This is a genomic window from Ancylobacter sp. TW_SC_1, from assembly GCF_056836805.1.
Window position 1 is genome coordinate 1938326 of the sequence record NZ_CM166365.1, and the last position, 14968, is coordinate 1953293.

Consider the following 14968-nt stretch of genomic DNA (forward strand, 5'->3'; position numbering starts at 1 on the left):
GATGCCGCACGGCTCTGCCCACGCGCGGGATAGCCGACCTTCGCGGGCATGGGAGACACCATGCCCGCGTGAGGGCGTGCGCTATTTGGCGGTCGCGGCCTTGATCTTTTCCAGCGTCTTGCCTTCGATGTCCTCGACACCGGGCAGGATCACCGCCGCCCATTTGATGTTGGCAATATCGGCCGGCGTGAATGCGGCATTGATAGCCGCCTTCTTGTCGGCGGGCATCAAATCAATGCCGCCCTTCACCGCTGTCACGGCGCCGGTATTAGCCCCCATCAGCGTGGCGATGTCCGGGCGCATGACGAAGTTGATCCATTTATACGCGGCCTCGTCCGCGCGGCCTTTCTTCGGCAAGGCGAATGAGTCGATCCAGCCCACCGCACCGCTTTTCGGTGGGACATACACAATGTTGTTGTTCTGGGCATAGAGCTTGTAAGCTGTGGAATCCCACGTATCCGACCCGACGATCTCGCCGGAAAGCATCATCGCCGACAGATCATTGCCGCCCTTCCAGTAGGCTTTGACATTGTCCTTGCAGGCAATGAGCTTCGCTGCAACGCGGTCCATCAGCGCTTGATACTTCGGCAGGTCGCCATAGGCGGCATAGGGATCCTCGCCCATGGCAAAGGCCGAGCCGACCAGCATGGTGCGCGCAAGCCGCATGGACACCCGGCCCTTGTACCGGGCATCGCACAGATCGAGCCAGTCCTTCAGTTCCGGGGCCTTGGTCTTGTCGACCATAAGACCGGAGGATCCCCACAGATGGGGCACGGCATAGACCTTGCCGCCGCTCTCGGTGCTTGCCTTCACGCGGGCGAACAGGACAGGGTCAAGCATGTCCGTGGCGATTTTTGACAGATCGATCGGCTTGTAAATGCCGAATTCCGCCTGCGCCGCCTTGATGCGGTTGAAGCCTGGCTGGGCAAGATCGAAACCGCTGCCGCCGGTGGCACGCAGTTTGGCGATCATCTCCTCATTGTTCGAGAGTGTGACCTCGACCTTGATGTCGGGATATTCGGCCTCGAACTTCTTGATGACGTCCTCGGGTGCGTAGCCGCCCCACGTCAGAAGACGCAGCGTTTCCGCCGCGCGGGCGGGCCCGCCCGCGGCCAGCATGGCCAGGCCGAGCGCGGCGATCGGCAATAGCTTGGCGAAGGTTCGCTTCATCTCATCGTCTCCTGAGGTCGGGTGGTGGCCTTCATCCGCTGTCGGTGTGCCGACAAAAGGCCAAACCGTGCGGCCTCCTCCGCCATACCGATCGGCTTCCGATTCAAAGCCTGGTGAAGAGATGCTCGCAACCCTGCCGCCTTCGAGCCTGGCGGGGCATCGCCCTCATCCGCGTCGTCCAGCCTGGACCTCAGAGGAGGCTTGTTTTGCAGGAAACCCAAGGTCCATTCTGACAAAAATGGCGGTCCATCTCGCGGACTGCCGCGCCGGCAATTCGCCCCGCCGCCAGTGCCGAGACTCAACCGGGCCAAGATGAAGCGAGAAGCGTGAGAAATTCGAAACAGACCGAAGTGCACGATCTCGCTTGAGATGAATTGCTGACGCGCGGGGCTGAAATGGCGCTCAACCCAGGTACGGGGCGCTTTCTAAACCAGCGCGATTTCAACGACATAGGTGTTCGCAGTTTCACCTTGGTCGGCGCGCCAGCAACCTCACGGGTTTGCTCTGGACTAGGCGGAAGTTCCCTATTTTCGTTGCCGAATTCGTTGTCATTGGTTGGCGATGGTCGCGCGTGCCCTCGGTCGCTTGCTTTGGCGCGCGGGCCGTGTGCTGCAGTTGGTATGTTCCGAGCGGCGGCATAGAGCGATTTTGCCAAGGTTGGGGTCGTGGGTTCGAATCCCATCGCCTGCTCCAATTTTCTCAATGAAAATCAAATGCGTAGCGAGCGCCCGTCGGGGCGTTTTCTGCTTACTGGCGGCAGTGTGGTCTGTCTGGTAAGCGCTCGGTAAGCTTGTCAGGCAAAACCTTGGCGAGCTCCAGCGTCTCTAGAACACGTCCGCTTTAATCCGGGTCATGTCCTGCGGCTTTGAAGTAGTTTGCGCATTCGGCTGGCGTAAAGGCGTCCAGGAGCGCACCGACGGCGTTCCATAAGGCACACGGTGCGTTCGGTCCTGGCTCTCAGGAGTGCCTCGAGCTTGGCGAAGGCATTCTCGATCGGGTTGAAGTCCGGGCTGTAGGGCGGCAGGTACATGAGCGTGCCGCCGACCTGCTCGATGGCGTTGCGGACGCTCGCCGCCTTGTGGGCCGGCAGATTGTCCATGACCACGATATCCCCGGGTTGGAGCGTGGGGACCAGCACTTGTTCGACGTAAGCCCGGAACACGACCCCATTCATGGCACCGTCGTAGACGAAGGGCGCGGTCAGTCCGGTGAGGCGGAGCGCGCCCGTGAAGGTCGTTGTCTTCCAATGCCCGTGCGGCACGCCGGCCCGGCAGCGCTCGCCGCGCGGGGAACGGCCCCGCAGGCGGGCCATCTTGGTGGACAGGCTGGTCTCGTCGACGAAGACGAGCCTGGTCGGATCGAGGTCGGGCTGGGCTTCGAACCAGTCCTCCCGCCGCTTCAGGCTATCCGGACGCTCCTGCTCCAGCGCATGGGCGGACTTTTTTGAACGTCCAGCCGCGCCCGCGCAGCCAGGTGCTCAACGCGCTGCGTTCGATGGCGAGAGCCCGTTCGGCCTTCAGCCGGGCGACCATCTCGTTCAGCGTGATGTCCTTGGCCACGTCGATCATGGCGATGATGAAGGCCTCGTGGGCATCGAGCCGCGAACCGCGCGGCTTGCCCTGCCGACGGGCCGTGCGCTCACCGTCCTGCCGCGCCCGCCGGGCCCAGACGATGGCGGTCGCCACACCGATCCCGAACCGCGCCGCCGCAGACCGGGCCGATGCTCCCGCCGCCACCGCTTCCAGAACCCGCACCCGAAGATCGTCCTTCGTGGGGATTGCGGCGGTCCTGACCCTTCGCGGACTCTGGAAATGTCCGCTTCTGGGCGGGCATGTCGCATGACCGGGCGGTGATGGGGTTGGCCCAGGGCAGCGGGGCGATGGCCAACTCCAGGCGCCCGCCCCTCGCTTGATGCCAACCGGGATCAAGCGGGGGGGGGCGGATGCGACGATGAAGCCGCGGGCGGGCGAGCGCGCGGCCTGCCGTCTGGACCCTCATCCGCTCAGAAGCTGACCTTGAGCGTTGCGTTGAAGCCGTTCTGGGTGACGCCGTCGCCGAGCTGGCCGGCATAGACGACGCCCAGCGTGGTCGAGGCGGCGATCAGCACGTCGAACCCGGCCTCGATGAGCGCGGCGTCCTCGGCGATCGGCGTGCCTGAGACGGTGAAGGCATCGCTGCCCGCGAAGGCCTGCGTCGCCAGCGGCGTGATGTCGCCAAACGCATGGCGCCAGCCCAGCGCGCCGCGCAGGGTGGTTGCGGCACTGCCGATCAGCACCGTCTTCGAGGCGCGAACACCCAGCGTGGTGAAGCTGGTGTCGGTGTCCGAGCTGTTGCCCGTCAGCGCCGCCGCCCCGCCGGTCTCGCTGAAGCCGTCGGTGTGCAGGCTGACATAGGCCAGGTTGGCGAACGGCTCGAAGGCGGCGAACGCCGTGTCGATCCGGTAGCCGAGCTCGCCGAACGCCTGGAAAGTGCCGGCGTTGTAATCGGCGTCGAGGTAATCACCGAAGCCGGTGAAGCCGACCGCGCGCGAGGTCTCCACATCATGCCAGCTATAGGCGAGGCCGGTGCGTAGCCCGAGCGCACCCCATTGATTGCCGCCATACAGGCCGACATGCCAGTTCTCGCTGTTACCGGAGGAGTTGCGGGCCTCAATATCGAAATCGGTGTAGCTGTAGCCGCCGGTGACGCCGAGCCGCCAGCCGGCACCGAGCGTGGCGTCGGCACCGATCAGGAAGCCGCCGGTGGAGCTGGACAGGTTGGCGGCGTTGCCGTTGCCATCCATCTCGCCCCAGGCGCCGAAGCCGGACGCCCACATCGCGATGGTCTCGGTCGTCGCGGGCGCGGCAACCGCCTTCAGCGCCATGCCGGCCTCGCTGGCGCCGGGGCCAGATGGCGCGGCATAGGCCATGACGGGCGCGGCGGAGCTGGCGACGGCCCCGAAGGAAGCGCGCAACCGATCGATCATCGCGGTGCGGATCAGCCCGCTCTGCTCGATAAACAACCCCTTGGCCGAGGCATAGGCCTCGCCGGAGAGCTGGTCGAACGCGTATTGCGCCTCGGTTTCGCTGGTGAGGAACAGCAGCGCATTGTAGAGCGCGAGCGAGGCTCCGCTCTGCGGCAGCGTGTCGAGCGCCACCGCCGTGGCGAACTGGTTCGGCGTCGCGGCCGCCCGCGCGAACACGGCCGGCGTCGGCGTGGGGCCGTCGCCCTTGACGGCGATGGTCAGGTTGACGCCGTTCAGCAGGTCTTGCGCGCTCACATCCAGGAAGATCGAGTCCGACACCGCCGCATCGAACGCCCCGCTGACGCCGCCGGCGGCGGTCAGGATGGTGTAGCTCTGGCCGTTCTGGTAGCTGGTCTGCGGGTCGAGCGCGGTCACCTCGACCGTGCCGCCATTGATGAACGCCTGGCCGGTGGCGGCGATCAGATCGCTCGTGCCGTTGCCGAGGATCTCCACCTCATAGGTCGAGCCGGAGTTGAACGTCACGTCGCCCGCCACATTGAGCGTGCCGACCGAGTTGCCGGGCGCCACGGTGCCGCTGATCGTGGTGCTGCCCACCGTGCCGGTGCCGCCCAGCGTGCCGCCGGCCCGCACGTCGAGCGTGCCACCGAGCGAACCGTTGACCGACATCAGCCCGGCCGCCACCGTCGTGGTGCCGGCAAAGCCCGCGCTGTCCCCGGTCAGGTTCAGCGCACCGGAGCCCTCCTTGGTGAAGGCGCCGCTGCCGGAGATCGTTGCGGCATAGTCCGCATCGGCCGGCTGGTCGAAGGTAAAGCCGGCCCCGCTGCCGATCGCCACGTCGCCGAAGAAATCCGCCGCATTGGCGGTGAGGTCGCCGGCCTGGACATTCCAGTCGACCTCCGACGTGCCCGAGAGCACCAGCGCACCCGCGCCGAGCTTGGCGAGCGTGCCGGCGCCGGAGATTGCGCCGGACAGAGCGAGCTCCGTACCCGAGGCCACATCGAAGCCGCCAAGGGTTGCCACCGTCACTTCGCGCGCACTGGCAAAGCTCGCGCTGGTGGCCAGCATGCCGCCCGAGAACGTCAGTCCGCCGGATGCCGCGCCCAGATTGGCGTCCGAGGCAACCTGGAGGGTGCCGTCTTCCAGCACCGTGCCGCCGGCATACTCATTGGCGCCCGACAGCACCAGCGTGCCGAAGCCGTCCTTGGTGAGCCCGCCGGCGCCGGTGACGGTGCCGGTCAGGCCCAGCGTCGTGCCGGTGGCGACGTCCAACGCGCCGTTCGCGTCAAGCGTGACCGCCCGCGCAGTGTCGAAGCTCGCTGTGGTCGACAGCATGCCGCCGGTGAAGGTCAGCCCGCCCGACGCCGCGCCGAGATTGCCGTCCGAGGAGACCCGAAGCGTCCCCCCGGCGATCTGCGTCCCGCCCGTGTACGTGTTGGTGCCGGTCAGCTCCACCGTGCCGCCGCCGACCTTGGCGAGGCCGGTCGCTGTGCCGTCCGCGATCACCGAACCGATGGTGACGCTGACGCCGCCATCGGTGGAAAGCGTCCCATAGCTGCCCGAAGCCGGCGCCAGCGCCAGCGTGCCGCCCGTCAGCTCATAGCCGTCGGTCTTGAACTGCAGCGTGTCGAACGCCTGTGTACCCGCCACAGTCACCGTGCCGGCCGTTCCCATGAACACGCCGACCGAACTCACCCACGGGATGTTGGAGCTTCCGGCGACATTGGTCCAGTTGGTGGTCGATCCATCCCAGGTGCCGGAGCCGCCATCGACGGTGCCGTTCGCTGTCGTGTTCGACCCGTCCCAGAACTGGATGATCTGGCCGTCGGTACCGACGAGCAGGTTCACCTCGCCGGCAACGGCCGTGATCACCGCGCCAATCCCGCCGGAAAGGCCGCTCACGCTCACCGTATCGAAAGCGCCGGAGAGCGCACCGCCGTATCCATAGAGATTGTAGTAGCCGGCCGAACCCGCTTGGGCCTGCAGCGTGCCGCCGACCGTCAGGTCGCCGCCGACGGACACGAAATCGTTCGTCGCTCCGCCGGATACCTCCGGCGTGTTCAGTTCGAACAGGCTCGTCGATTCCGAAGCCAGACCCAAATTCCCGCCGATGGTCAGCGTGCCCGGGCTCGCCCCCGCCGACAGCGTGCCGCCGCTATCAACCGTCACGTTGCCGCCGAGCATGCCGGTGCCGCCCAGTGTGCCGCCGTTTTCGACCGTCACCGACGAACTCGCATCGCCCAGCACGCCATTGACCAGGAGCGACCCGCCCGACACGATCGTCGTGCCGGTGAAGCCCGCGCTGTTGCCCGTGAGCGTGCTTGTGCCCGTTCCGGTCTTGGACAGGGTGCCTGAGGAACTCAAGACCCCGGCAAAGGTCCGGTCGGTCGACTGGGCCAGCTCGAACAAACCCGTGATGCTCACATCCGAACCGAGGGCATTGGTTACACGAACTCTCCCCGTGGTGACATCCAAAAGGCCGGTGAAGCCGGAGGCGTCGCCCGACAGGGTCGTAACTGTCGCAATGCTCGACATGAGCAAAGTACCGGTACCAGAGATGGTGCCGGGGAGATTGATGTTGAAACCGGTGGCTTTGAACGTCGCGTCAACTTCGATGTCGCCACCGAGCGCTTGGGTCACCTCAAGCGTGCCTGCCGAGACGTTCGTCGTCCCCGCGAAGGCGGAATTGTCGGTCGTCAGCCTCAGAGTGCCGTTGCCGCTCTTGGTAAACGTGCCCGTCCCGGACAAGGCCCCGCTCGCGGTGACCACTGCCGAATTCGTGACAGCGATCGCACCATTGCTGGCGCCGATTGCGATCGCGTTGGCGACCGCGGTCGTCGCATCCACCTCCAGCGTACCGCCGTCGAGCCTGAGCGCGCCGGAAGAGTCGCCCAGCGAACCACCGTCAGAGATCAAGAGTGTCCCCCCCAACACTGTCCACGGGGTCGTTTCCGTGGTCGAGCCAAACAGCGTCAAGGTGCCGGTACCGGCCTTCTCGAAAGCCTCGAAGCCCCTGAGGAAGCCGCTGACGCTGTCGAAAGCCCCGACATCATAGGTTGCGCCAGACTGATCGATCGTCAGGGTGTCATTCGTCCCGTTCGCGACAACGGCACCCCTGAAGTCAGCGCCGCTGAGCAGGGTCAGCCGGTTGGTGCCGCCGGTGAACTCGATCGCGTTGGCCCGGGTCCCGTCGCCGCCGAGGCCGCCGATAACGGCGGCTGACAGGTTTACCGTCAAGTTGGCGCCCTGGATGCCCACGCCGCCGGCGCCATCGGCGCCATCGCTGCCCGCAGACGAGCCGCCGCTGCCACCGGCGCCACCGGTGACTTGGGCCGAGCCGGAGACCACGACCGTCCCGCCATTGAGCCCAAGCAAGCCGGCGCCGCCGGCGCCGCCGGCAACGCCGCCGCTGGCGTTGTTGATGCTCGCGCCGCCGTCACCACCGGCGCCGCCGGTGACATTGCCGGAGATCTCGACGCTGCCGCCGGCGCCGAGAACCACGCCGTTGCCGCCGCCGCCGCCCGCGCCGCCCACGCCTTGGGTGGCCCCGGCGGCGTTACCGCTGGCGCCGCCGTTGCCGCCGGCGCCGCCGGTGACGCCGCCGTCAATGGTGGCGGCTGCGTCCTGCACGAATGTCAGACCGTCCCCGCCATTGCCGCCGGCGCCGCCGTCACCGACGGCGAAGCTGATCGCCGCATCGCCCCCGTTACCGCCATCGCCGCCGTTGCCCCCCTCCACATTGGAGGGAATGACGAGATCAACGCCCGAACCCTGGATGAGCAGGCCGATGCCCCCGTCGCCACCGCCGCCGCCGCCGCGACCACCCGTAGCGTCGGTGCCGCCGCGACCGCCATTGCCGCCGGCGCCGCCATTGCCTCCCTCGAAGCTGAGCCCCGGCAATGTGGCGGGGCCGGTTCCGGTAAACACGAAGCCGTAGCCGCCCGCGCCGCCGCCGCCGCCGCCGCCGGAATTGCCGCTACCGTCGGACACCGAGCCGCCCGCGCCGCCGGCGCCGCCCGCGCCGCCGGTCACATTCAGGGTCGGCGGACTGTCGGACCCCGCAATGAGACCCGCTGCGCCCGCTCCGCCGCCGCCGCCGCCGCCGGAATTGGAAATGCTGTCCTGGCCGTCGCCGCCATCCTCGCCGTCGGCGCCATCCGAAGCCCCGCCAGCACCGCCGGCGCCAGCGGCGCCATCGTTCACGCCACCTCTTTCAGCGCCAGCACCGCCGGCGCCAGCAGCGCTGACACCCGCGCCGCCGCCGCCGCCGCCGCCGACAGCGAACACACTGCCGATCCCCACGCCGCCATTTCCGCCGTCGCCCGTGAGACTTGATGTTCCGCCTGGGCCACCATCGTTGAAAGTAACACGCCCGCCTCCGTCGCCGCCGTCCGCGAAAGCGGGCACCCCCGCGAGGGCCACAACCGCGACGGTGCTGAGAAGGGCGGTCCGAAGCCCCGGTCGCCGGCAATTCTGCGCACGGACTGCGCCGTCGAATTCGTTCCTGATCGTGACAAGGCGGGTGGCGACCGAGAGAGAAGACATATTCATGCAGAGACCGTCCCCCGAAAAACGTACTGGCACATCAGGCGGCAGGCGTGGCGGCGAGCCTGGCCGGCTCTCGCCCGCATGCATTGCGATCCGCCCGCGAGGATGCGCGCGCAGATGGCAAAGTCCTGCTTAGCCAAGGGCATCGAACGGGACGACGGGAGGGCGTCCACTTTGCACGCAGCGCGAAAAATGGTGCACGGCGGTATAGTCGGGCTTCGGAGTCCGGCGGTGTTCGTTAACGACCGTTAATTCCAACTGGAACGGACCCGGCTTCGCCGAATCGAGCCGGGCGACTTTGAACCTCGGGCTCCGGCAACGTTCCAGCGGTCGCAGGCACTGCGGGGTCGGGTTCAAACGCTTTGAGTGCGGCCTCTTCGGACCGACCCGGCCGCACCGGTAATGGCTCCAGATTCAGATATCTGAGCAGTTCCTTTTCGTTCAGGTCGATTCAATCTGAACGGGACGTGCTTTGGAGCGAATCTCGGGATGCGGGAACCGACCTTCGGTCAGGAGTTGCGTCAAAACAAGCAATTGGAGCTGTTCTGCGCCTCCACGAAAGGTGGATCAGCTCTAGCTTTCTGCGACGCGCGCCATCCACTCCCCGAAGGTCGTCACCTTGGCGCTGCGCGCCATGTGCCCATCCAACCAGGCGGAGCGCGCCTCACCCGGGCTGAAGCCATAGCGGTGGTGAAACTGCCGGTAGAAGGACGACAGGTTGGTGAAGCCGTAGTCGAAGGCGATCGAGCTGATCAGCTTGTTTTCGCTCTCCCGGGTGAGGGCGGCGTAGCAGGCCGCAAGGCGTCGGTCCGTAATGAATCGGACGACGCCGCCATGCCGCGCAAAGAGATAATAGAGCTGGCGACGCGACACGCCGAGATGCGAGCACAGAGTGTCGGGTCCGAGATCGGGGGATCGGAGGTTCCCATTGATGAAGCGCCGCGCCAGCTCGAACTGCGCCGCCGCGATAGGCTCGCGCGCGGCCTCGAGCGTATCGGCGTCCTGGTGCAGCATCGCTTTCAACAAGGCCGTGAAAGCCTCATTGATCGAAGGGGTGTCGGCTATGGTGAGTGCCGGAGCATGAGCCGCGAGAGACATGACGAACGCGCGCATGATGTGAGACATCGCACCCGCGACCGGCCGATGCGACGCGCTGTCGAGGGTGTCGGCGATCTGCCAGTACTCGTCGCGACCGAAGAGGAGGCAGACAAAATCGATCTTCTCCGCGGCACCGGAGAGCGGCGCGGCAAAGCTGTTGAGAAGGACCGACCCGGCCGCCGCATTCTTCTCCGCAGCCCCCGTTCTTGCTCTGAGACCGCCCTCGGTCACGGCCATCACTGACCAGTGATCGAACCCGGATCTGCTGATATGGTCGCGGCTGTGGTGAAACACTGTCGGGTCGAACTCGAACCGGCCCAGTTGCAGGACGCCCAGATCGACCATGTCGATACTGCCGCGATAGCCTTGCTGCGGCGAACCGACCGGCTCGATGTCGACGATGGCGGCGGTCATCTGCCGCCAGGCCTCGAATTGCTCCCGTCGGGCGACACCTTGCGTCGTCAGCCGCACGCTGGGCACAAGCGCGGCGTCGGAACCCGATTTTTCACTCCTGTGCACCTGAATCTATCCTTCGAAGACTTCGGATCGGATACGAAGGCCCCTCCGCGTGAGCCCCACTACGGTCTCAGTCACCTTCCGGAGCCGTTCGCGGCGGAACGAATAGGTGCGGAAGGTACCGACCACCCTCAACGGCAGCAGGAAGGAAGGGGCGATCGCGCGCCGATCCCAGACATCGAGGATTTCCTTGAAATGCTGTTCGTCGGGATGCGGCTCGACCGGGTGCTGGGCCTGCACCGCGCCGACACGCCCGCCCTGGAGCGGGTCCGCCGCATTGCTGCCGTCGAAGCGTATGGCGCCGGCTCAGGTCGCACTCCACGCCTCCACCAGATGGCACAGCTGCGCCATGAGATGGACGCAGGCGCGATCCGGCTGAGCAGCCTCGAAATCGGAAAGATCATCCCACAGGCGATATAGGTTCTCGGTCTGCATGGCGCCGTTCTTGGACGAGGCTGATCAAGTCATCAAGATGATGATCGAGCCGGCAGTGAGCGGATTTTCATAGAATATCCTGACACCAGCGTGTCCGCCAGCGGTTCCGAACGTTGATGCCGTACATTAGGCCGCGCTCCGTTTTGAAAAGCTGCGGGACCACCGCCTCCGGACGCCGAATTGACCGTGCGCCGGGATGTCGGAGGTCGGAGGTTTCCACGTCGCTTGCCCCCATTCCGCGCACGCACTGAACGTCGCTACTCGGCGCCGATCCAAGGTCCGCTCCTGGCGGATTCCGTTGAAGAGGTTGGCCTTTGAGGCGTGCTGGCACGAAGCCGGATTTCGCCGGCGCAGGCGGTCGAGCTTCTGGATGCGTTTGAGATGCGCGAACAGCATCTCGACCTTCTTCCGCTGCCGCCGCGACGTGACATAGGCGTCAGTGTCGGCGATGGCCTGTGCCATGTCGCGGGCGCCCTCGTGGATCGAGCGGGGTACCTTCTTTGCAACGGACGCCACCTCTCTGCGTGGTCCCTCCGCGAAGCTCGACATGCTGATCACCGTCGGTGCCGAGGGTGCCGAGGGGCGCCATTTTCCGTGGCCCGAGCTGCGGCGCATCCGCAGGGATGTTGAGCGACTGGTGCAGTTGTAGCCGCAAAGGACAGCCACCTTCACTGCTTGACGCAGTGCTCGCGCCTGCGCCGGAAGGGGGCGGACGCTCGAACGCCCGTTGCGGGGCGATAGCGCGTCCGCTTCGATTGACGCGGCCCTCAATCAACGGGCGCGCGGAGGTCCCTCGGCGGGGCGCTGGAGGATAGTCTCGATTTCCTCCATCACGCTCCCCGGCAGCGGACCGAAGGCCATGGCGGCGGCGTTCTCGGCCGCTTGGACGGCGGTCCTGGCGCCTGGAATCGGCAGGATCATGGGACCCTTCGCCAGCAACCAGCACAGCGCCCCCTGAGCCAGCGTGCGGCCTCCGACCGTGAGCAGTTCGCGAACGGTCGCCATCTGCCGCGCCAGATCCGCGCGCGGACGCCCGGCATCGAAATAGCCCTGCCAGTCCGCCGGGCCGGCGCGTACGTCTCCCTTGGAGATTGAGCGCCCGTCATCGAACTTCCCCGTCAGCACGCCCATGCCGAGCGGCGAGCGGATGAGCTGGGTCAGGCCGCGCTCCGTCGCCACCTGGCACATGGACGGCGCATCGAAGAACAGGTTCATGGAATGCTGAACCGTCGAGAAGCCAAGCCGGCGCGCCATGGCCGCGACGCTCGCAGGGAAATCCGTACTCCAGCCATAGCTGCCGATGGCTCCGACCGCCACGAAGGATTCCAGCGTCTCGAAAGCCGGCTCGGCGTCCGCGACCGGGAGGTCGTTGAGATGCAGCAGCATGACGTCGATATGATCCCGGCCGAGGCGCGCCAGGCTCTGCTCGACCGACCCGTGCACATAGGCCGGATCGAAACGGGGGCCCAATAGCTGCCTTGTTGCGGCATCGATCGAATGGCCGAATTTGGAGACGATTACTGCATCATCCCGTCCCGCCAGGGCCTGGCCGAGGAGCCGCTCGGAATGGCCGGCGCCATAGACGGCGGAGGTGTCGAACACCCGGATTCCATTGTCCCACGCGGCGTGGATGGCGCGCATGGATTCGGCATCGTCCGCGCCGGAATATCCGGCCGCGATCTCGCCGAACCAGAACGGGCCTCCAATGGCCCAGCAGCCCATGCCGATGCGTGGTGCCGTCTGCAGTCTTGATGTCATATTTCCCGACGCTCCATCCTGAGTCGTTCGGGAAAGTGCGCCGCCGCCGCCGGCTCGTGCAGGCGCCGGGAATGAAAGGCCCCGTTCATGGATGAAACGGCGTTCGACTGGTCGGACCTTCGGATCTTCCTGGCCGTCGCACGGACCGGCGGGCTCGCGGCGGCGGCGAAGGCCACCGGGCAGAGCTCTGCGACACTGGGGCGCCATATCGTCGATCTGGAGCGTGCTCTCGGCGAGGAACTGTTTCGCCGTCTGCCAAGCGGCTACGCGCTGACGGAAGCCGGCGAGAAGCGTCTCGCGCAGATCGAAGCGGTGGAGGGGCGCATTCTCGATATGGTGCGGGATTCCTCCGAGCGGGACGCCGGGTTGCCCATCCGCATCTCGGCTGGAACATGGATGACCTGGTTCCTGACCCGACACATCGACGCACTAGGTGTCGCCAGAAGCACCCTTGTCTTCAGCGCAGCGGAGGAGCGGCACAATATAGGGCGGCGAGAAGCGCTAATCGGCATCCGCAACCAGCGCCCCTCCGAACCGGGATTGGCGGTGCGACGCACGGCGACGGTGACCTTCGCACCCTATGCACTGAACAGCGGATCGGTACGCGACGGCTGGATCGCCTGCACGGTCGAGACACCGTCGGCACGCTGGGTGCGAAGCCATCGACGCGACCGCATTCGCATGGAGGTGTCGAACCCACGTTCCCTTCTCGATCTGGCGCTGGCCGGCGCCGGGCAGGTCGTGCTGCCCTGCTTCGTCGGCGCCGCCCATGAGAGCCTGATCAGGACGGGGCCGGTGATCGAGGAGATCTCCCATGAGCAATGGCTGGTCGTTCACGGTGAGGACCGGACCAGGAGCGGCGTGCGCGAGACGATCGACGCCATCGCCCGCCTGGTCGCCGCAAAGCGCGCCCTGTTCGCTCCGATGCAGGACGCCTGATGGCGTCGTCGCGCCAGGAGCAGACCCTTGCTGCGCCTCGCAATCCGGACATTGGCCGAAGGTCAGAGCGACGCCTTGCCGATCGAGGCGCCTCCGTCGACATGCAGCGTCTGTCCGGTGATGAAGGCGGCATCGTCCGATAACAGGAAGCCGATGGCGGCGGCGATTTCCTGCGGGGTTCCGAACCGCCCCATCGGCACGCCGGACAGGTAGCGCGCCTCGCCCGTGCTGCCCGGCGCGTTATTGGCGCGGAACAGCTCGGTCTCGGTCGGCCCGGGCGCAACCGCATTGACGGTGATGCCGGTGGTCGCGAGCTCCAGAGCCCAACTGCGGGTGAAGCTCACCAGCGCCGCCTTGGCCGCGGCGTAGGATGTGCGCTCCAGAGCGCCGAGGACGGTGAGGCTGGAGACATTGACGACGCGCCCCCAGCCGCGCGCCTTCATGGTCGGCAAGGCGGCCTGGACGGCGGCGAGGGCGGGGTGGAGATTGGTCCGCAGCACCTCATCGAGCGTCGCGGCCTCGATCACCCCGAGCGGCGCGGCGCGCACCAGCCCGACATTGTTGACGACGCCGTCGACCGGATGGGTGTCGACGATCTGCGCCAGTCGCCGGCTCGCCTCGGTGGCGCCGAGATCGAGCGTGTGAAGCTCTCCGGGGAAGTCGTCGGCTTGGTTGCGGGCGATGCCGATGACCCGATGCCCTTGCGCCGCGAGGCGCTGCGAGAGGGCGAGGCCGATGCCCTTGCTGGCGCCGGTGATGAGGAAGGTCCGTTGCATGTGCGTTCTCCGCCCCGCCCGCATCGGACGGGGCATATCCGGATGGGTCAGGCGGGCGTCGCGCTCCGGGCGCGGCGAAGGGCGGGGATCATGTCTTCCGGCTCGGGCCGGCGCGTATAGTCGGGATTGACCTCGGCATAGAGGATCGTGCCGTCCTCGCCGACAACGAAGCGGGCCGGCATCGGCAGGGTCCAGCTCGGGTCGCCGTTGAAGGCGGGCAGGTCGTTCTTCAGGGATTTGTAGAGATCGACCAGATAATCCGGCAGTGCGAACCGCAGGCCGAAGGTGGCGGCGACCTCGTTGCCCGGGTCCGACAGGATCGGGAAGGACAGCGTGTTCTGGCGCACCGACTTACGGCTGTTGACCGGGTTCTGGGGCGAGATCGCAATGAGGCTCGCGCCCAGCGCCTGGAACTGCGGCAGGATCTCCTGCAGCGCCTGCAGCTCCATGTTGCAATAAGGGCACCAGACGCCGCGATAGAAGCTGATAACGAGCGGCCCTCTGGCGAGAAGGTCGGCCGAGGAGACCGCCTTCCCGTCGGGATCAGCGAGAGTGAAGGCCGGGATCCTGTCGCCGGCCTTGAGCGCCCGTTGCGCCGCGCCGGAGGCGATGAGTTCAGCGGTGGCGCGGTGCATCGTCTCGATGACCGAACGGGGCACGTTGTAGGGCGGCATGCCGGCCTGGAAATCGGCCTTGAAGGCGTCGAGCTTTGCCTGGAGAGACATGGGATTCTCCCTGATGGAGTTTGATGTCGGGTTGCGAGGGG

9 protein-coding genes and 2 pseudogenes are annotated in these 14968 nt (G+C 66.6%); 2 read left to right on the top strand and 9 right to left on the bottom strand.

The annotated features are described in order from the left end of the window. Positions 1 to 81: 81 nt before the first annotated feature. The 5 genes and pseudogenes from AC1PZ7_RS08910 to AC1PZ7_RS08930 all read right to left on the bottom strand — a co-directional run bounded on the left by AC1PZ7_RS08910 (position 82) and on the right by AC1PZ7_RS08930 (position 10192). Positions 82 to 1170 carry an extracellular solute-binding protein gene (locus AC1PZ7_RS08910; protein WP_482359114.1) on the bottom strand — a complete coding sequence of 363 codons (1089 nt, stop codon included), beginning with the start codon at positions 1168 to 1170 and terminating at the stop codon, positions 82 to 84. Positions 1171 to 2010: 840 nt separating this feature from the next. Beyond that, positions 2011 to 2948 (bottom strand): annotated as a pseudogene (locus AC1PZ7_RS08915) (IS630 family transposase). A 224-nt stretch (positions 2949 to 3172) separates the two neighbouring features. After that, a complete protein-coding gene (locus tag AC1PZ7_RS08920) occupies positions 3173 to 8335 on the bottom strand; it encodes an autotransporter domain-containing protein (protein WP_482359115.1) in 5163 nt (1720 codons plus the stop codon). Continuing rightward, positions 8332 to 8502, bottom strand: coding sequence for a hypothetical protein (locus AC1PZ7_RS08925; RefSeq protein WP_482359116.1), 171 nt, complete (start codon positions 8500 to 8502; stop codon positions 8332 to 8334). The genes AC1PZ7_RS08920 and AC1PZ7_RS08925 overlap by 4 nt, the downstream gene beginning before the upstream one ends. Positions 8503 to 9253: 751 nt before the next feature. Continuing rightward, positions 9254 to 10192, bottom strand: coding sequence for a helix-turn-helix domain-containing protein (locus AC1PZ7_RS08930; protein WP_482359117.1), 939 nt, complete (start codon positions 10190 to 10192; stop codon positions 9254 to 9256). A gap of 297 nt (positions 10193 to 10489) precedes the next feature. Between AC1PZ7_RS08930 and AC1PZ7_RS08935 the strand changes: the two genes are divergently transcribed. Next, complete coding sequence (locus tag AC1PZ7_RS08935; RefSeq protein ID WP_482359118.1) at positions 10490 to 10714, top strand: hypothetical protein; 225 nt, start codon at positions 10490 to 10492, stop codon at positions 10712 to 10714. Between the two features lie 351 nt (positions 10715 to 11065). On the opposite strand, the pseudogene AC1PZ7_RS08940 reads toward AC1PZ7_RS08935, so the two are convergent. Both AC1PZ7_RS08940 and AC1PZ7_RS08945 read right to left on the bottom strand, forming a co-directional pair. After that, positions 11066 to 11230: pseudogene (locus AC1PZ7_RS08940) on the bottom strand (IS5/IS1182 family transposase); the annotation flags it as partial. Positions 11231 to 11500: 270 nt separating this feature from the next. After that, entirely contained in the window at positions 11501 to 12487 is a 987-nt protein-coding gene (locus AC1PZ7_RS08945) for an aldo/keto reductase (protein WP_482359119.1), read from the bottom strand. Between the two features lie 87 nt (positions 12488 to 12574). Between AC1PZ7_RS08945 and AC1PZ7_RS08950 the strand changes: the two genes are divergently transcribed. Beyond that, positions 12575 to 13426, top strand: coding sequence for a LysR family transcriptional regulator (locus AC1PZ7_RS08950; RefSeq protein ID WP_482359120.1), 852 nt, complete (start codon positions 12575 to 12577; stop codon positions 13424 to 13426). Between the two features lie 62 nt (positions 13427 to 13488). On the opposite strand, the gene AC1PZ7_RS08955 is transcribed toward AC1PZ7_RS08950, so the two are convergent. Together AC1PZ7_RS08955 and AC1PZ7_RS08960 are read right to left on the bottom strand one after the other, a co-directional pair. Further along, the gene (locus AC1PZ7_RS08955; protein ID WP_482359121.1) at positions 13489 to 14202 is read right to left on the bottom strand and encodes an SDR family oxidoreductase; all 714 of its coding nucleotides are present in this window, start codon (positions 14200 to 14202) and stop codon (positions 13489 to 13491) included. 47 nt (positions 14203 to 14249) lie between these two features. Then, on the bottom strand, positions 14250 to 14927 hold the full coding sequence (locus AC1PZ7_RS08960; RefSeq protein ID WP_482359122.1) for a peroxiredoxin-like family protein: 678 nt from the start codon (positions 14925 to 14927) through the stop codon (positions 14250 to 14252). Positions 14928 to 14968 lie beyond the last annotated feature (41 nt).